Source organism: Silvania sp., from assembly GCF_051656365.1.
Taxonomy (GTDB): domain Bacteria; phylum Pseudomonadota; class Gammaproteobacteria; order Enterobacterales; family Enterobacteriaceae; genus Enterobacter; species Enterobacter hatchlandensis.
The window spans coordinates 76,108-94,212 of the sequence record NZ_JBOGBT010000095.1; the positions used below are offsets into that span (position 1 = coordinate 76,108).

The 18,105-nt window shown below is 54.8% G+C and carries 11 protein-coding genes; 4 read left to right on the forward strand and 7 right to left on the reverse strand.

The features are described 5' to 3' along the window. Positions 1 to 35 precede the first annotated feature (35 nt). Positions 36 to 1,484 carry a catalase gene (locus tag ACRDD5_RS19205; RefSeq protein ID WP_438677695.1) on the reverse strand — a complete coding sequence of 483 codons (1,449 nt, stop codon included), beginning with the start codon at positions 1,482 to 1,484 and terminating at the stop codon, positions 36 to 38. A gap of 270 nt (positions 1,485 to 1,754) precedes the next feature. On the opposite strand from ACRDD5_RS19205, the gene ACRDD5_RS19210 reads away from it, so the two are divergent. Next, positions 1,755 to 2,297: a YfaZ family outer membrane protein gene (locus ACRDD5_RS19210; RefSeq protein WP_271282818.1), complete on the forward strand. Its 543-nt coding sequence runs from the start codon at positions 1,755 to 1,757 to the stop codon at positions 2,295 to 2,297. A gap of 93 nt (positions 2,298 to 2,390) precedes the next feature. Then, positions 2,391 to 3,590 (forward strand): nicotinamide mononucleotide deamidase-related protein YfaY, encoded by a 1,200-nt coding sequence (locus ACRDD5_RS19215; protein WP_438677696.1) that lies wholly within the window; start codon positions 2,391 to 2,393, stop codon positions 3,588 to 3,590. 9 nt (positions 3,591 to 3,599) lie between these two features. Here ACRDD5_RS19215 and yfaE read toward each other — a convergent pair whose 3' ends face one another. From yfaE to ubiG, 4 genes are all read right to left on the reverse strand, one after another. Further along, positions 3,600 to 3,854 (reverse strand): class I ribonucleotide reductase maintenance protein YfaE, encoded by a 255-nt coding sequence (yfaE, locus tag ACRDD5_RS19220; protein ID WP_438677697.1) that lies wholly within the window; start codon positions 3,852 to 3,854, stop codon positions 3,600 to 3,602. Then, on the reverse strand, positions 3,854 to 4,984 hold the full coding sequence (gene nrdB, locus ACRDD5_RS19225) for a class Ia ribonucleoside-diphosphate reductase subunit beta (protein WP_271282811.1): 1,131 nt from the start codon (positions 4,982 to 4,984) through the stop codon (positions 3,854 to 3,856). Before nrdB ends, yfaE begins: the two co-directional genes overlap by 1 nt. 100 nt (positions 4,985 to 5,084) lie before the next feature. Continuing rightward, positions 5,085 to 7,370 carry a class 1a ribonucleoside-diphosphate reductase subunit alpha gene (gene nrdA, locus ACRDD5_RS19230; protein ID WP_438677698.1) on the reverse strand — a complete coding sequence of 762 codons (2,286 nt, stop codon included), beginning with the start codon at positions 7,368 to 7,370 and terminating at the stop codon, positions 5,085 to 5,087. Between the two features lie 333 nt (positions 7,371 to 7,703). Continuing rightward, on the reverse strand, positions 7,704 to 8,432 hold the full coding sequence (gene ubiG, locus ACRDD5_RS19235) for a bifunctional 2-polyprenyl-6-hydroxyphenol methylase/3-demethylubiquinol 3-O-methyltransferase UbiG (RefSeq protein WP_271282809.1): 729 nt from the start codon (positions 8,430 to 8,432) through the stop codon (positions 7,704 to 7,706). Positions 8,433 to 8,578: 146 nt separating this feature from the next. On the opposite strand from ubiG, the gene gyrA reads away from it, so the two are divergent. Both gyrA and rcsC read left to right on the forward strand, forming a co-directional pair. After that, the gene (gyrA, locus tag ACRDD5_RS19240) at positions 8,579 to 11,215 is read left to right on the forward strand and encodes a DNA topoisomerase (ATP-hydrolyzing) subunit A (RefSeq protein ID WP_438677699.1); all 2,637 of its coding nucleotides are present in this window, start codon (positions 8,579 to 8,581) and stop codon (positions 11,213 to 11,215) included. A gap of 143 nt (positions 11,216 to 11,358) precedes the next feature. Continuing rightward, a complete protein-coding gene (rcsC, locus tag ACRDD5_RS19245; protein ID WP_271282807.1) occupies positions 11,359 to 14,205 on the forward strand; it encodes a two-component system sensor histidine kinase RcsC in 2,847 nt (948 codons plus the stop codon). Positions 14,206 to 14,305: 100 nt separating this feature from the next. On the opposite strand, the gene rcsB is transcribed toward rcsC, so the two are convergent. Both rcsB and rcsD read right to left on the reverse strand, forming a co-directional pair. Then, the gene (gene rcsB, locus ACRDD5_RS19250; protein ID WP_271268840.1) at positions 14,306 to 14,956 is read right to left on the reverse strand and encodes a response regulator transcription factor RcsB; all 651 of its coding nucleotides are present in this window, start codon (positions 14,954 to 14,956) and stop codon (positions 14,306 to 14,308) included. A gap of 16 nt (positions 14,957 to 14,972) precedes the next feature. Then, positions 14,973 to 17,645 (reverse strand): phosphotransferase RcsD, encoded by a 2,673-nt coding sequence (rcsD, locus tag ACRDD5_RS19255; protein WP_438677700.1) that lies wholly within the window; start codon positions 17,643 to 17,645, stop codon positions 14,973 to 14,975. Positions 17,646 to 18,105: the final 460 nt, after the last annotated feature.

Here is an 18,105-nt window from a genome sequence, read left to right on the forward strand (position 1 = left end):
ACTAAAAACGGGAGCCTTAGCTCCCGTTGTCGTTTTTACTTCGCTTCTGACAGGCGCATCAGCGCTTCCTGAACACCCGCGCCGTACTCTGGATGGACTTCGCTGAACAGGGCAATCTGGCGTGCCTGAATAAACGCCGGCACATCTTTCATATCCCCGGCGATACGTTCGAACATACGCTGATGCTCTTCAGGGCTCAGCAGTTCAAACAGCTTGCGCGGCTGGCTGAAATAGTCGTTGTCTTCACGATGATTCCAGTGGTCGGCAGCGCCTTCCAGCGACAGCGGCGGTTCGCTAAAGTCAGGCTGCTGCTGGAACACGCCAAAGATATTAGGTTCATAGGTTGCACCGTTACCGCTGTTGCCGTCCACGCGCATTGCGCCGTCACGATGGTAGTTATGGAACGGACAGCGCGGGGCGTTGACCGGGATTTGCTGGTGATTGACGCCCAGGCGATAGCGGTGGGCATCGCCGTAGGAGAACAAGCGCCCCTGAAGCATGCGATCCGGCGAGAAACCAATCCCCGGCACCACGTTGGCGGGTGACATCGCCACCTGCTCCACTTCCGCAAAGTAGTTATCCGGATTACGGTTCAGCTCCAGAACACCGACTTCAATCAGCGGATAGTCGCCGTGTGGCCAGACTTTTGTCAGATCGAACGGATTGTAAGGCACCTTCGCGGCGTCGGTTGCCGGCATAATCTGCACGTAAAATGTCCAGCGTGGGAAATCGCCTTTTTCAATAGAAGTAAACAGATCGCGCTGGGAGCTTTCACGGTCTTCCGCCACCAGGCGTTTAGCTTCATCATCCTGCAGATTATCAATACCCTGATGCGATTTCAGATGGAATTTGACCCAGAAGCGTTCGTTATTATGGTTGATAAAACTAAACGCATGGCTACCAAAGCCGTGCATATTGCGATACGAGCGCGGCAGTCCGCGGTCGCTGAAGTCAATTGTCAGCTGGTGCAGCGTTTCGGGCTGCAGTGAGAAGAAATCCCATTTATAGGTTGGATTGCGCAGGTTGGTACGCGGATCGCGTTTAACAACGTGGTTAAGATCCGGGAACTTCAGCGGGTCGCGCAGATAGAAGATTGGCGTATTGTTACCGACCAGATCCCAGTTGCCTTCTTCGGTATAAAACTTGATGGCGAAGCCGCGGATATCACGCTCAGCATCGGCTGCCCCGCGCTCACCGGCGACGGTGGAAAAACGGACGAAAAGATCGGTTTTTTTACCTACAGCAGAAAACAGCTTTGCCCGGGTAAAGGCGGTGATGTCATGAGAGACGGTGAATGTGCCGTACGCGCCAGAGCCTTTGGCATGCATGCGACGTTCCGGGATCACTTCTCTGTCGAAATGTGCCAGTTTTTCAAGGAACCAGACGTCCTGCAAAAGCATCGGTCCGCGTGGGCCTGCAGTAGCAACATTGTTATTGTCGACGACCGGTGCGCCAGACAGCGTGGTTAAACCGTTTTTACTCATTGTTATCTCCCTGATAGTGCGTGTTTAAGCGATGAATTTCCTTTTAGAGCGAGAATTAATCTAAGTAAATTAGTTATGGAGGTTATTGATCCGGCGCAATTTTTGCCGCGCAATGCTGTATCCCCCGATTTAACATTGTTAAAACCTGTGAGTATCAACTCGTTACAATCTAAATATTTATTGCTTCACATCAGCATTGATCGCTGGCGAACTCACGTTAAAATCACGCGGTTTGGGACTTTCGATAAATAATTGTGTGGGATCACGACAATGAAAAAAGTGGCATTACTGGGCCTGGGCGGCCTGATGTTTGTTTCTGCAGCGGCGAACGCGATTTCTATCAGCGGTCAGGCCGGTGAGGACTACACCAACCTCGGTTTCGGTTTTGGTACTGAAACGTCGGGCTTAGCGCTGAGCGGTAACTGGACCAACAACGATGATGAAGGTGACATCGCAAGCCTGGGTCTGGGCCTGAATATACCTCTCGGTCCGTTCCTGGCGACCGTCGGCGGGAAAGGCATCTACACCAATCCGAAAGCTGGCGATGAAGGCTATGCCGCAGCGGTAGGCGGCGGCCTGCAGTGGAAAATTGGCGACAGCTTCGCTCTGTTTGGCGAGTACTACTACTCTCCGGACTCACTCTCCAGTGGTATCGACAGCTACGAAGAAGCGAATGCCGGTGCGCGCTGGACCATCATGCGCCCCATCACCCTTGAAGCAGGCTATCGCTATCTGAACCTGTCGGGTAAAGACGGCGACCGCGACAGCGCGATTGCCGATGGCCCGTACGTTGGCGTGAGCGCCGGTTTCTGATCCTCTGGCGCGGTCTTCTGCCGCGCCTGTTTCTCTCTTCCTCCGGCATCCGATTGCGTTATAGTGTTTTCACCACATAAGCGGGAGAACACAATGATAAACGTGGAGATGCTGTCCACCGGCGATGAAGTACTGCACGGGCAAATTACCGATACCAATGCAGCCTGGCTGGCAGATATTTTCTTTGAGCAAGGATTACCTTTAACGCGACGCAACACCGTCGGCGACTCGCTGGAGTCGTTGGTTGATATTCTGCGTGAGCGCAGCCAGCATGCGGATGTGCTGATCGTCAATGGTGGCCTCGGTCCAACCAGCGACGACCTGAGCGCACTGGCCGCCGCGACCGCCAAAGGTGAAGAACTGGTGCTGCATACCGAATGGCTCGCCCATATGGAACGTTTCTTCAGCGAACGCGGCAGGGTGATGGCGCCAAGCAACCGCAAGCAAGCAGAAATCCCTGCCAGCGCGGAGCTGGTCGATAATCCGGTCGGTACTGCCTGCGGTTTTGCCGTTCAGCTTAATCGCTGCCTGATGTTTTTCACTCCCGGCGTGCCGTCGGAATTTAAAGTGATGGTTGAAAAAGAGATCCTGCCCCGTCTACGGGCGCGCTTTACCCTGCCGGAACCGCCACTCTGTTTACGGTTGACGACCTTTGGTCGTTCAGAAAGCGATTTAGCGCAAAGTCTCGATCACCTGCAACTGCCCGCCGGTGTCTCGATGGGCTATCGTTCCTCGATGCCGATTATCGAGCTGAAATTAACCGGCCCGGCAACCGAGAAGGCCGCCATGCTTGCGCTGTGGCCCGAAGTACAACGCGTGGCAGGTGAGAGTTTAATTTTCGAAGGGACCGAAGGCTTACCCGCGCAAATTGCCCGCGAGCTGCAGGCCCGACAGTTGAGCCTGACCTTAAGCGAACAGCTTACGGGGGGATTGCTGGCCCTGCAGCTATCCAGAGCCGCTGCGCCGCTGCTGGCAAGCGAAGTCGTTCCTTCTCAGGAGGAGACGCTGGCCCAAACGGCTCGCTGGACCGCCGAACGACGGGTCAAACATTTTGCCGGGCTGGCGCTGGCGGTATCGGGTCTGGAAGATGAGCATCTTAACGTGGCGCTTTCAACGCCGGAAGGCACCCATGCCTTGCGGGTGAAAATGAGCACCACGCGCTATAGCATGGTGGTGCGTCAGGAGGTGTGCGCCATGATGGCACTGAATATGCTGCGTCGCTGGCTGAATGGGAAGCCGATTGCCAGTGAACATGGCTGGATCAACGTGGTCGACACGCTGTTCCTGCCCTGAAACACGGGGTTACATCTCTATTTCTATGTCGCCTTTTGCCCGGCAGCAGCAGGGCAAAATTTCCCCTTCGCGGATAAACGCCAGCGGCTCGGTAAGCCAGTCGACCTGGCCGGAGACCAGGCGACAACGGCAGGAGCCGCAGTAGCCTTCACGGCACTGGTATTCGACTTCCACCTGGTGGGATTCCAGCGCGATCAGCAGAGAGGGATGTTCTTCCTGGCACAGGAGTTCTGTGCCAGAAAGACGAAGGGTCACGCGGCTCATCAGAGCTCGAAGCTGCTCAGATCGTCAGTGTTGACTTCAGCATCAATCTGGCCGACCAGGTAAGAGCTCACTTCCACTTCCTGCGGCGCAACCTGCACGTTATCTGACACCAGCCAGGTGTTGATCCACGGGATCGGGTTGGAGCGGGTCTGGAACGGCAGATCCAGCCCTACCGCCTGCATGCGGATGTTGGTAATGTAATCAATGTACTGGCAGAGAATATCTTTATTCAGGCCGATCATTGAACCGTCCTGGAACAGGTATTCCGCCCACTCTTTTTCCTGTACGGCAGCTTCAACGAACAAGTCATAGCTGGCCTGTTTGCACTCTTCGGCGATTTCAGCCATTTCCGGGTCATCCACGCCGCTGCGCAGCAGGTTCAGCATATGCTGGGTGCCGGTCAGGTGCAGGGCTTCATCGCGGGCGATCAGGCGGATAATTTTGGCGTTACCTTCCATCAGCTCGCGTTCCGCAAAGGCGAAGGAGCAGGCGAAGCTAACGTAGAAGCGGATCGCTTCCAGCGCGTTGACGCTCATCAGGCACAGGTACAGTTTTTTCTTCAGCTCACGCAGGTTCACGGTCACGGTTTTGCCGTTAACGGTATGCGTGCCTTCACCCAGCAGATGCCAGTAGCTGGTCATCTCGATCAGATCGTCATAGTAATGCGCGATACCCTGGGCACGCTTCAGGATCTGTTCGTTGGTCACGATATCATCAAAAACGATCGCCGGATCGTTAACGATATTACGGATGATATGAGTGTAAGAGCGGGAGTGGATGGTCTCGGAGAACGCCCAGGTCTCAACCCAGGTTTCCAGCTCTGGAATGGAGATCAGCGGCAGCAGCGCCACGTTCGGGCTACGGCCCTGAATGGAGTCCAGCAGCGTCTGGTACTTCAGGTTGCTGAGGAAGATATGCTTTTCATGTTCCGGCAGGGCCTGGAAGTCGATGCGGTCGCGAGAAACGTCAACTTCTTCCGGACGCCAGAAGAAGGAGAGTTGCTTTTCAATCAGCTTTTCGAAGATGTCATATTTTTGCTGATCGTAGCGCGCCACGTTGACCGGCTGGCCGAAGAACATCGGCTCTTTGAGCTGGTCATTTTTCGTCTGTGAAAAGGTGGTGTATGCCATGAGTGTGTCCTGTTGAGATTGTATCGCCCGGCGGCACTGCGTTTGCCGGGCCTACAATAGACCGTAGGCCGGGTAAGCGTAGCGCCACCCGGCAAATAACTTAGATCTTACATGCGCCGCTTTCGCAGCCGTCGTCCTGAATCGAAGGCGCCAGATCGTCCTGCGCATCTTCAGCACCGTCGCGGGTGTTTTGATAGTACAGGGTCTTCACGCCAAACTTATAGGCGGTGAGCAGGTCTTTCAACAGCTGCTGCATCGGCACTTTGCCTGACGGGAAGCGGGACGGATCGTAGTTGGTGTTCGCCGAAATCGACTGGTCGATAAATTTCTGCATGATGCCAACCAGCTGCAGATAACCGTCGTTATTGGGCATTTCCCACAGCAGTTCATAGTTGTTCTTCAGCAGTTCATAGTCCGGCACTACCTGACGCAGGATCCCGTCTTTCGACGCTTTGATGCTGACGTGACCGCGCGGTGGCTCAATACCGTTGGTGGCGTTAGAGATCTGCGAAGAGGTCTCAGACGGCATCAGGGCAGAGAGCGTGGAGTTACGCAGACCGTGAGTCTGGATCGATTCACGCAGGCCATTCCAGTCAAGATGCAGCGGCTCGTTGACGATCGCATCCAGGTCTTTCTTGTAGGTGTCGATCGGCATCACGCCTTGGGCGTAGGTGGTTTCATTGAACCACGGGCATGCGCCTTGCTCTTTTGCCAGCTCGTTAGAGGCTTTCAGCAGATAATACTGAATGGCTTCAAAGGTCTGGTGCGTCAGATTGTTGGCGCTGCCGTCGGAATAACGCTTGCCGTTTTTCGCCAGCCAGTAGGCGTAGTTGATCACGCCAATACCCAGCGTACGACGACCCATGGCCCCGCGTTTGGCAGCCGGGATTGGGTAATCCTGATAATCCAGCAGGGCATCCAGCGCACGGACTGCCAGCACCGCCAGCTCTTCCAGCTCATCCAGGCTCTTAATCGCGCCCAGGTTAAAGGCTGACAGGGTACAGAGCGCGATTTCGCCGCTCTCATCGTTCACGTCATCCAGCGGTTTAGTCGGCAGGGCGATTTCCAGACACAGGTTGGACTGGCGCACTGGCGCTACAGCCGGATCGAACGGGCTGTGGGTGTTGCAGTGATCGACGTTCTGAATGTAGATACGCCCGGTTGATGCACGTTCCTGCATCATCAGGGAGAACAGTTCCACGGCCTTCACGCGCTGTTTGCGGATGCTGTCGTCGTTTTCATACTGCACGTACAGGCGCTCAAAGGCGTCCTGATCGGCAAAGAAGGCGTCGTACAGGCCTGGCACGTCGGACGGGCTGAACAGCGTAATGTCGCCGCCTTTCAGCAGGCGGGTGTACATCAGCTTGTTGATCTGTACGCCGTAATCCATGTGACGTACGCGGTTGCCTTCCACGCCACGGTTGTTTTTCAGCACCAGCAGGCTTTCAACTTCGAGGTGCCACATTGGGTAGAACAGGGTCGCAGCACCGCCGCGCACGCCGCCCTGGGAGCACGACTTCACTGCGGTCTGGAAGTGTTTGTAGAACGGAATACAGCCGGTGTGGAACGCTTCACCACCACGGATTGGGCTGCCCAGCGCACGAATACGACCGGCGTTGATGCCAATACCGGCACGCTGGGAAACGTATTTCACGATCGCGCTGGAAGTAGCGTTGATGGAGTCAAGGCTGTCGCCGCACTCGATCAGCACGCAGGAGCTGAACTGACGCGTCGGCGTACGCACGCCAGACATGATCGGCGTAGGCAGCGAAATTTTAAAGGTAGAGACCGCATCATAGAAACGCTTCACGTAGCTCAGACGGGTGTCGCGCGGGTAGCCAGAGAACAGGCAGGCTGCGACCAGCATGTACAGGAACTGGGCGCTCTCGTAGATTTCACCGGTGACGCGGTTCTGCACCAGGTATTTGCCTTCGAGCTGCTTCACCGCCGCGTAGGAGAAGTTCATATCGCGCCAGTGATCGATAAACCCGTCCATCTGCTTGAACTCTTCTTCCGTGTAGTCTTCCAGCAGATGCGTGTCGTATTTGCCCAACTCAACCATCTTCACCACATGATCGAACAGCGCTGGCGGTTCAAACTGGCCGTACGCTTTTTTACGCAGGTGGAAAATCGCCAGACGAGCAGCGAGGTACTGATAATCCGGCGCATCGCGGGAGATCAGATCCGCCGCGGCTTTGATGATGGTTTCGTGGATGTCAGAGGTTCTGATGCCGTCATAGAACTGGATATGGGAGCGCAGTTCAACCTGAGAAATCGATACGTTATTCAGCCCTTCTGCTGCCCAGTCGAGAACACGATGGATTTTGTCCAGATTGATACGCTCGGTTGCACCGTCGCGCTTTGTCACCAGCAGACTCTGATTCATGTGGGTTTTTACCTGTCCGTGAAAAATGAAAATATCCCCCGCTTATCCACAGACTGCTGTGGATAAATACTATATATAGGGGTTTTACGATAAGGATAACGCAAGATGGTGAGTATTCTAGTAAGGATTCTTTTCAGCACAAGAGTTGATTTTGACGTTAAATTCAGGTTGCCAAAGCGTAATAAAGGCTAAGTCCACGTACCGTAAGGCCTGGACGAGATGTCAATATTCAGCAAAAAAAATCGAAAATTTGATCGAGTGCTGATTTCTTCATCGCGAGGAGAGAATTGCGCAACGAATGCTGCGCAATCTTTAGAAAAACAAGTGCTGACGTTAGTCATTTTTTGCGGTTGTGTGCAGCATGTAATTAACATCCACACCCGGTGCCAGTTTGAACTTGTCAGTCAATGGGTTGTAATGCAGGCCGGTCATGTGCTGCTCTTTGAGCCATGTTCCGTCAACCCAGCTCAGCAGTTCCGCCGGTTTAATGAACTTCTTCACATCGTGGGTTCCTTTCGGCACCATGCGCAGCACATACTCTGCACCGACCACCGCCATCAGCCACGCCTTGCCGTTACGGTTGATGGTTGAGAAGAACACCTGGCCACCTGGCTTAACCAGCGCCGCGCAGGCTTTCACCACCGATTGCGGATCCGGAACGTGCTCAAGCATCTCCATGCAGGTGACGACGTCATACTGATGGGCAAATTTCCCGGCGTGCGCTTCGACCGTCTCCTGAACATACTCAACCTGGACGCCACTTTCCAGCGCATGCAGACGCGCTACCTGTAGCGGCTCAAAGCCCATATCCAGCCCGGTGACCGTTGCGCCTTCGCGCGCCATGCTCTCTGCCAGGATGCCGCCCCCACAGCCCACATCAAGCACCTTTTTCCCGAACAGGCCGCCGGAACGTTCTGCGATATAGCCGAGGCGCAGCGGGTTAATGCGGTGCAGCGGTTTAAACTCACCTTCAAGATCCCACCAGCGCGAGGCGACGGCTTCGAATTTGGCGATCTCTTCATGGTCAACGTTGTGAACCAGCGGCGTTTTTTCGGCATTCATGGGCGCTTTTACTCCTTTTTTGTTCAGACCCGCGAGTATATCAGTTGGCTGGCGTGAATAAACCGTATTGGTTTACCTCTATCACTATGGCTGTGTTATAATTTGCGACCTTTGAATCCGGGATACAGTAGAGGGATAGCGGTTAGATGAGCGACCTTGCGAGAGAAATTACACCGGTTAACATCGAGGAAGAGCTTAAGAGCTCCTATCTGGATTATGCGATGTCGGTCATTGTTGGCCGTGCGCTGCCGGATGTCCGCGATGGACTTAAGCCGGTACACCGTCGCGTACTATACGCCATGAACGTATTGGGCAATGACTGGAATAAAGCCTACAAAAAATCTGCCCGTGTCGTTGGTGACGTAATCGGTAAATACCATCCTCATGGTGATTCCGCGGTGTACGACACCATCGTACGTATGGCGCAGCCATTCTCACTGCGTTACATGCTGGTTGATGGTCAGGGTAACTTCGGTTCGGTCGATGGCGACTCCGCTGCGGCGATGCGTTATACGGAAATCCGTATGTCGAAAATCGCTCACGAGCTGATGGCCGACCTGGAAAAAGAGACCGTGGATTTCGTCGATAACTACGACGGCACGGAAAAAATTCCCGAAGTGATGCCAACCAAGATCCCAAACCTGCTGGTGAACGGTTCGTCCGGTATCGCTGTAGGGATGGCGACCAACATTCCGCCGCACAACATCACGGAAGTGATCAACGGCTGTCTGGCCTATATCGACGATGAAGACATCAGCATTGAAGGGCTGATGGAACACATCCCGGGTCCGGACTTCCCGACTGCCGCCATTATCAATGGTCGGCGTGGCATTGAAGAAGCGTACCGCACCGGCCGCGGCAAAATTTATATCCGTGCCCGTGCCGAAGTCGAAGCTGACGCCAAAACCGGCCGTGAGACGATCATCGTCCACGAAATTCCGTATCAAGTGAACAAAGCGCGCCTGATCGAGAAAATTGCCGAGCTGGTCAAAGAAAAACGTATTGAAGGCATCAGTGCCCTGCGCGATGAGTCTGATAAAGACGGCATGCGCATTGTCATTGAAATCAAACGTGACGCGGTAGGGGAGGTGGTACTCAATAACCTGTACTCCCTGACTCAGCTTCAGGTCTCCTTCGGTATCAACATGGTGGCACTGCACCATGGTCAGCCGAAGATCATGAACCTGAAAGATATTCTGGGCGCGTTCGTGCGTCACCGCCGTGAAGTGGTGACCCGCCGGACTATTTATGAACTGCGCAAAGCGCGCGACCGTGCGCACATCCTTGAAGCGCTGGCGGTTGCGCTGGCTAACATCGATCCGATCATCGAGCTCATCCGTCGTGCGCCAACGCCTGCAGAAGCGAAAGCGGCGTTAGTGGCTCAGCCATGGGCGCTGGGCAACGTTTCCGCGATGCTGGAACGTGCGGGCGATGACGCTGCGCGTCCGGAGTGGCTGGAGCCTGAGTTTGGCGTGCGTGACGGTCAATATTATCTGACCGAACAGCAGGCCCAGGCGATTCTGGATCTGCGTCTGCAGAAACTGACCGGCCTTGAGCACGAAAAACTGCTCGACGAGTACAAAGAGCTGCTGGAACAGATTGCCGAGCTGCTGCATATCCTTGGCAGCGCCGATCGTCTGATGGAAGTGATCCGTGAAGAGCTGGAGCTGGTCCGCGATCAGTTTGGCGATGCGCGTCGCACCGAAATCACGGCCAACACCGCGGATATCAACATCGAAGACCTGATCAACCAGGAAGACGTTGTTGTCACCCTGTCTCACCAGGGCTACGTAAAGTATCAGCCGTTGACCGACTACGAAGCACAGCGTCGTGGTGGTAAAGGCAAATCTGCAGCACGTATTAAAGAAGAAGACTTTATCGACCGCCTGCTGGTGGCCAACACCCATGACACTATCCTCTGCTTCTCAAGCCGTGGTCGTCTGTACTGGATGAAGGTTTATCAGCTGCCGGAAGCGAGCCGTGGCGCGCGTGGACGTCCAATCGTCAACCTGCTGCCGCTGGAGCAGAACGAGCGTATCACCGCGATCCTGCCGGTTCGCGAGTATGCTGAAGGCGTGAACGTCTTTATGGCGACCGCCAGCGGCACCGTGAAGAAAACCGCCCTGACCGAGTTCAGCCGTCCGCGTTCTGCCGGTATTATTGCCGTCAACCTGAACGAAGGCGACGAACTGATTGGCGTGGATCTGACCTCCGGTTCCGACGACGTGATGCTGTTCTCTGCCGCCGGTAAAGTGGTGCGCTTCAAAGAGAGCGCAGTGCGCGCAATGGGTCGTACTGCGACCGGCGTGCGCGGCATCAAGCTGGCGGGTAAAGACAGCGTGGTCTCCCTGATTGTGCCGCGTGGTGATGGTGCGATCCTGACTGTAACGCAGAATGGTTACGGTAAACGTACCGCTGAGACGGAGTATCCAACCAAGTCTCGCGGCACTCAGGGCGTTATCTCCATCAAAGTCACCGAGCGTAACGGCTCCGTGGTGGGCGCGGTGCAAGTTGACGACTGCGACCAGATCATGATGATCACCGATGCCGGTACGCTGGTGCGTACGCGCGTGTCGGAAATCAGCGTGGTGGGCCGTAACACCCAGGGCGTGATCCTCATCCGTACTGCGGAAGATGAAAACGTGGTAGGTCTGCAGCGTGTTGCTGAGCCGGTGGATGATGAAGAGCTTGACTCCATCGACGGCAGTGCGGCAGAAGGCGACGACGAAATCGCGCCAGAAGCCGAAAGCGACGACGATGCGGCGGATGAAGACGCCGAGTAATGTCTCCTGACGATAAAGGGCCGGTTTCCGGCCCTTTTCTTTTGCATTGGCGCGGAATTGCAGACAACCGAACATTGCGACGGCGGTGATTTACCGCTACCTTAACCCCATTCCTTATGACCTGACGGCGGAGCCTCGCCCCCTTGAAATACCTCGTCTCCTTTCGAACCACGCTGAAAGTTTCTCGTTATCTTTTTCGGGCGCTGGCGCTCATGATCTGGCTGCTGATTGCGCTGTTTTCGGTGTTCTACATCGTTAATGCCCTGCACCAGAAGGAATCGGAGATCCGTCAGGAATTTAACCTTAGCTTCGATCAGTCCCAGCGCTATATTCAGCGCACCTCGGACGTGATGAAGGAACTCAAGTACATCGCCGAGAACCGGCTGACGGCAGAGAACGGCATTCTGGCGACGCGCGGACGCGACAGCAAAGCCGACGTGCCCAACTTTGAGCCGCTGTTCCCGGATTCAGACTGCTCGGTGATGGGCAACGCCTGGCGCGGGTCGCTCGAGTCGCTGGCCTGGTTTATGCGCTACTGGCGCGATAACTTCTCGGCCGCTTACGATCTCAACCGCGTTTTTTTAATTGGCAGCGAAAACCTCTGTATGGCCGACTTTGGCCTGCGCGATATGCCGGTGGAGCGCGACAGTGCGCTGAAAAGCCTGCACGAGCGGATCGTTAAATACCGTAATGCACCGCAGGATGAGCGGGGCAGTAACCTGTTCTGGATAAGCCAGGGGCCGCGTCCGGGCGTGGGGTATTTCTATGCCCTGACGCCAGTCTATCTCGGCAACCGTCTGCAGGCGATGCTCGGCACCGAGCAAACCATCCGCATGGAAAACTTTTTCACCCCCGGCACGCTACCGATGGGGGTGACCATCCTTGATGAAAACGGCCACGCCCTGATCTCGCTGGTGGGACCAGAAACTCGCCTGAAGGTCGATCCGCGCTGGATGCAGGAACGCTCATTCTTTGGCTACACGTCCGGATTCCGCGAACTGGTGCTGAAAAAAAGCCTGCCGCCGTCATCGCTGAGCATCGTCTACTCTGTTCCGGTGGATATGGTACTGGAACGGATCCGCATGCTGATCCTCAACTCGGTCCTGCTCAACGTGCTGGTGGGGATCGCGCTGTTCACCCTGGCACGAATGTACGAGCGTAAAATCTTTATCCCGGCGGAGATCGACGCCCAGCGGCTCGAAGAGCATGAGCAGTTCAACCGCAAGATTGTCGCTTCTGCTCCGGTCGGGATCTGTATCCTGCGTACCCTCGACGGGACCAATATCCTGAGTAACGAGCTGGCGCACAATTACCTGAACATGCTGACCCATGAGGACCGACAGCGGCTGACGCAAATTATCTGCGGTCAGCAGGTCAACTTTGTTGATGTGCTAACCAGTAACAACACCAATCTGCAAATCAGCTTTGTCCATTCGCGCTATCGCAACGAGAACGTGGCCATCTGCGTGCTGGTGGACGTCTCAGCGCGCGTCAAAATGGAAGAGTCGCTGCAGGATATGGCGCAGGCGGCCGAACAGGCCAGCCAGTCGAAATCGATGTTCCTCGCGACCGTCAGCCATGAGTTGCGTACACCGCTGTACGGCATTATCGGTAACCTCGATCTGCTGCAAACCAAAGAGCTGCCGCGGGGCGTCGATCGTCTGGTAACGGCGATGAACAACTCCTCCAGTCTGCTACTGAAAATTATCAGCGATATTCTCGACTTCTCGAAAATCGAGTCGGAGCAGCTGAAAATCGAACCGCGGGAATTCTCTCCGCGCGAGGTGATGAGCCATATCAGTTCCAACTACCTGCCGCTGGTGGTGCGTAAGCAACTGGGACTGTACTGCTTTATTGAACCCGACGTGCCGATGGCGCTGGAGGGCGATCCGATGCGCCTCCAGCAGGTGATTTCAAACCTGCTTAGCAATGCGATTAAATTCACCGATATGGGCTGCATTGTGATGCATGTGTCAAGGGCAGGGGACTACCTGAGCATCCGGGTGCGCGACACCGGGGTGGGCATTCCGGCGAAAGAGGTGGTTAAACTGTTCGATCCCTTCTTCCAGGTAGGAACCGGGGTGCAGCGTAACTTCCAGGGCACCGGGCTGGGGCTGGCCATTTGTGAAAAACTGATCAGCATGATGGATGGCGACATCTCGGTGGATACCGAGCCGGGCATGGGTAGCCAGTTCACTATCCGCATTCCGCTGTATGCGGCGCAGCCTTCGGTCAACCCATCGCCAGAAGGCCTGAGTGACAAACGCTGCTGGTTGGCGGTCAATAACGCCTCGCTGTTTACCTTCCTGGAATCACTGCTGACGCAAAACGGTATTCGGGTGGCGCGCTACGCCGGTCAAACGCCGGATGCGGAAGATATGTTAATTACGGATGATGAACTGACGCAGCCGTGGCAGGGCAAAGCGGCGGTGATCTTCTGCCGACGTCATATCGGCATTCCACTGGAGCGTGCTCACGGGGAGTGGGTGAACAGCGTGGCATCGCCGCATGAGCTGATCGTCCTGCTGGCGCGCATCTATCGCGTAGAGATGGAGACCGGCGACGCCAGCAACGTGCTACCGTCGCCGGAGTCGGCCCAGTCACTGAACGAAGATATGATGATTCTGGTGGTCGATGACCATCCGATCAACCGCCGCCTGCTGGCTGACCAGCTCGGGTCGCTAGGCTATCAGTGTAAAACGGCCAATGACGGTGTGGACGCGCTGAACGTGCTGAGCAAAAACCATATCGACATTGTCCTCAGCGACGTTAACATGCCGAATATGGACGGTTATCGCCTGACCCAGCGCATTCGCCAGCTTGGCCTGACGCTGCCGGTGGTTGGCGTTACCGCTAACGCGCTGGCAGAAGAAAAGCAGCGCTGTCTGGAGTCGGGAATGGACAGCTGTCTGTCCAAACCGGTGACGCTGGACGTTCTCAAGCAGACGCTGAAGGTATATGCCGAACGGGTCAGGAAGACGAGGGAATAAAAACAGCCCAGTATTGGGCTGTTTTGGGCGTTTCGTTTGTGCTGGGCTGCGGGAAAGCCAGGCCGGCCAGGCGTCAGCGCCAGCCGGCATTAAGCTACAATCAGTCTTTGTCGGCCGGACTCAGGGTCACGGAAGAGAGATAGTTCAGCAGGGCAATATCGTTTTCGACGCCCAGTTTCATCATTGCGGATTTCTTCTGGCTGCTGATAGTCTTGATGCTGCGGTTCAGCTTTTTGGCAATCTCGGTGACCAGGAAGCCTTCGGCGAACAGGCGCAGCACTTCGCTCTCTTTCGGTGACAGGCGTTTGTCGCCGTAACCGCCTGCGCTGATTTTTTCCAGCAGGCGAGACACGCTTTCCGGGGTGAATTTCTTCCCTTTCTGCAGCGCAGCCAGCGCTTTTGGCAGATCGGTTGGTGCGCCCTGTTTCAGAACGATCCCTTCGATATCGAGTTCCAGCACGGCACTTAAGATGGCCGGGTTGTTGTTCATGGTCAGCACGATAATCGAAATGCTTGGGAAATGGCGCTTGATGTACTTGATAAGCGTTATCCCGTCACCGTATTTATCTCCAGGCATGGAAAGATCGGTGATGAGCACGTGGGCATCCAGTTTAGGCAGGTTGTTAATCAGTGCTGTGGAATCTTCAAATTCGCCGACAACATTCACCCATTCGATCTGTTCAAGTGATTTGCGAATACCGAACAGTACAATCGGATGGTCATCGGCAATAATTACGTTCATATTGTTCATGTATAGGGCTACCTTGCTACAGCAAGCTTTTGACATAGGTGTCAATGTCGCTGATGTATTTTTCTATGCTGGCGGCATCTTTCTCGCGAATAAGATGTTCCAGCGTTTCACATAATTGCTTGCCCGGAACCAGATTAAGCATGGCAAACACCCCTTTAAGCCGGTGTGCTGTCTGAGCCAGCGCCGCAAAATCGTTCGCGGCCGACTCAGTATACAACCTCTTAACATCATCTGGTACTGTGTCTACAAAGAGCGAATAATAACCGCTGGCCTGAAGTTCGGCGCTTTCGTTGCCGCCCAGTGGGGATTCCGGGGTCGCTTCCTGCGCCAGCTGCTCCTCTATTAGTTGTAGTACAGCTTCCTGCATAGCATTGCTCATATTAAAGTTAACGCGCACCTGGCCTGGGCCTATTTTGCGCACGCCAGACTCATCATCGCTTAAAAGCAAGCCTGAGGCAGTAAGATTAGACGGATTATCAGTGATAAAAAGATCATATTCTTGACTTGCCAGTCTTTCATCCGGCGAGATGCAGGTCGCTCCCCAGTTTTCCAGTTGACGCACCACGATGCTGCGGATCTCATTTGAGGTGACGTCCACCATGGCCACAACCTCATCCAGCAGACGCTCGTCATCATCAATTTCCTGCGGGCTGGCAGGCATTTTGACATGCAGTGAGTATCGAGTGCCAAGCGATTCGCGCGCTTTAATATTCAGATGGCCGCCAAGTTTGCGTGCCAGCTGATCGCACAGCCAGAAGGTGAGGGCGTTGGCTTTACCGTAATTATCGCTCTGCGTGTCGTTGAGGAACGGGAAGTGCAGATTGTCGATCTCGCTGGTCGTGACCCCTTCTCCGGTATCGAGGATACGGAAGGTCAAACGATCGTCGGCAGATTCGTCGTTACTCACCTCAAGAGTGATTTTACCGATTTGGGTGGTGGTGACCGCATACTGGATCAGCATCAGCAGGATCCGGCGCAGCGCGTCGCGGTCGCCGTGACGCTCATCGTTGGCGGGCAGCGGATTATTAATCAGCAGCTGCAGCCCTTTGCGTTTAATCACCGGCAGTACGTCCGGCACCACTTCATCGATCAGATCCTGGATGGAGAACAGCGTAGCGGTGCTCTTCCAGCTCTCGTTTTCGAGCATGTTGGCCAGCTGGATTTCATCCACCAGGCGCACCAGCGTATCGGCGTGACTCGACAGCTGAAGGCTTTCCGGGCTGGTGAGATGCGCCGCTTCGCTGGCCAGCGCCTTCAGCGGCAGCTTAAACGCCTCGCCAATATTCTGCATAAACGCGGCCCGGCCCTGCTGGTTCTTCTCGTACAGCCTTTGCGCCTGTTTGAGCTTTTTATTCACCATCACCTCGCGATCCTGATCGCGAATGATGAAAATCTGCGTGCGGGAGGCCACCTGGCTGCGGAACTGGCGGATCTCATACAGCTCATTATTGATGGTGGCCTGAATCACCCCCTGGTGCTGATCCGCCATGCTGGTGATGTTTTGCAAATTCAGGTGCGGCAGCAGGTGGTCGGCAATTTTGTTGCTGATAATCGTCCGGTTCGCTTCCTGATCGTGCACCAACAGGCCGAGCGGCAGCACAGAGACAATCTCTTCGTTGAGTGCCCGTAGCACCCGCAGCTCATTGCTGGAGGCGGTGGTGGCCGGGAGATCGCTCTGACGGCCAGGCTGTGTGCGGAAGGTGCTGTAGCCAAACAGCGCCAGGGCCAGCAGTCCGATGTTAAGCAGCAGCGGCAGCAGGATATTTTGCAGCGTATCCAGCAGGAGGGTACCGAACGGCACCTGCCAGACCAGGCGCATCCCCGTGGTGTTCAGCGACGAGGCAATCTCAATTTTCGACCCATTAAAGGAGATCGCTACGCTGTCCGGACTCTCTTTATCCGTAGGCGAGCGCAGGTTCTGGACGGCGGTATCCGGTTCCAGGCGGAAGCTCTCCAGCGGCATATCCGGCGGGATCAGATCGTTGATCGGCAGATCGAAGGCGACCACTGTCGCCAGATGCCCTGGCTGATTGAAGGTGGTGCGCAGGGTAAAGTAGTGGCCATTTTGCCAGGCCAGCCGGCGCAGGGAGGAGAAACTTTCGCGCTCATCCAGGGCATTGGCCTGCTGCAGCATCTCCGCGCGGCGGGAGTCGACAACCGTGCCTACCGACGATTCTTTAAAACCCGAAGAGAGATCCTTTAGCGGCAGCGTCGAGATCAGGATCATGCTGTTGTCCTGACCATTGAGATAGTACATCGACCAGGGCACGGTCTCGGCGCCCCACAGCGTATCCAGATAAGACGACATGCGCTGGGTCATCTCAAGCGTGGCGCTGTCGTGCGAGCCAAAAATCAGCGCTTCGGTTTTGCGTCGTGTTTTCTCAAGATAGTAGACGTCCTGCTTCAGGCGCGTTTCCTGCAAACCGGCAGCGGAGGAGGTAGTAGGCGTCGCTGCAATATTGTCGTAGATCTGCCAGGTCGCGTAGCGCCACGTATCGATGCGCTTATGCAGCGCATGGCTGATATCCACAATCTGATAGCTTCTGTCTTTTAACCAGGTGTTAACCGCGCTTTGCACCATTACGCCCATGGTCACTAACAGCACAACGATCAATAGAAGAAAGAAACGGGTGATACTACCCGGAAGCAGAGAGAATTTGTTCGCGGCGGTGGTTTCTGACTGACTCATTGATGTGTTTGACCCGTTATGGCTGCGCTGGCGACGAATAGGGCAGTATAAAGAGTAATAATCGAATTTCCAGCGTCACGCCACCGGCGGGGCTGACTTTTTATCCTCGCCACCCAGGTTTGCGCTTTTGTTTTAAATCTGTACGAAGAGAACGATATTGTACAAATTGTCCGCAATAGCGTCGGGTAAATAGCACGAATAAACAAGAAATTAAATTATCCATTATATTTACAGGGCGGGAAGATGTTCACCAGAAGGATGGTTAATAGAGGTTATAGTTTCAATGTGGTAGCACAAATAATTACATTTGCGTAAAGAAGGGTAAAAAAAAACCGAATGCAGAGTGCATTCGGCTCAATAAAGGATAAACAGACATTCAAATATGAATGACGGTAATAAATAAAGTTAATGATGATAGCGAGAGATATTTTAGTCGTGAGGGCTGAATTTGTTTTGTCAA

Bases quoted from the DNA above. Each gene is read 5' to 3' on its own strand.
- yfaE (WP_438677697.1), bottom strand. From the start codon at position 3,854: ATGAGCCGCGTGACCCTTCGTCTTTCTGGCACAGAACTCCTGTGCCAG.
- rcsB (WP_271268840.1), bottom strand. From the start codon at position 14,956: ATGAACAATATGAACGTAATTATTGCCGATGACCATCCGATTGTACTG.
- ubiG (WP_271282809.1), bottom strand. From the start codon at position 8,432: ATGAATGCCGAAAAAACGCCGCTGGTTCACAACGTTGACCATGAAGAG.
- ACRDD5_RS19205 (WP_438677695.1), bottom strand. From the start codon at position 1,484: ATGAGTAAAAACGGTTTAACCACGCTGTCTGGCGCACCGGTCGTCGAC.
- gyrA (WP_438677699.1), top strand. From the start codon at position 8,579: ATGAGCGACCTTGCGAGAGAAATTACACCGGTTAACATCGAGGAAGAG.
- rcsD (WP_438677700.1), bottom strand. From the start codon at position 17,645: ATGAGTCAGTCAGAAACCACCGCCGCGAACAAATTCTCTCTGCTTCCG.
- ACRDD5_RS19210 (WP_271282818.1), top strand. From the start codon at position 1,755: ATGAAAAAAGTGGCATTACTGGGCCTGGGCGGCCTGATGTTTGTTTCT.
- ACRDD5_RS19215 (WP_438677696.1), top strand. From the start codon at position 2,391: ATGATAAACGTGGAGATGCTGTCCACCGGCGATGAAGTACTGCACGGG.
- nrdA (WP_438677698.1), bottom strand. From the start codon at position 7,370: ATGAATCAGAGTCTGCTGGTGACAAAGCGCGACGGTGCAACCGAGCGT.
- nrdB (WP_271282811.1), bottom strand. From the start codon at position 4,984: ATGGCATACACCACCTTTTCACAGACGAAAAATGACCAGCTCAAAGAG.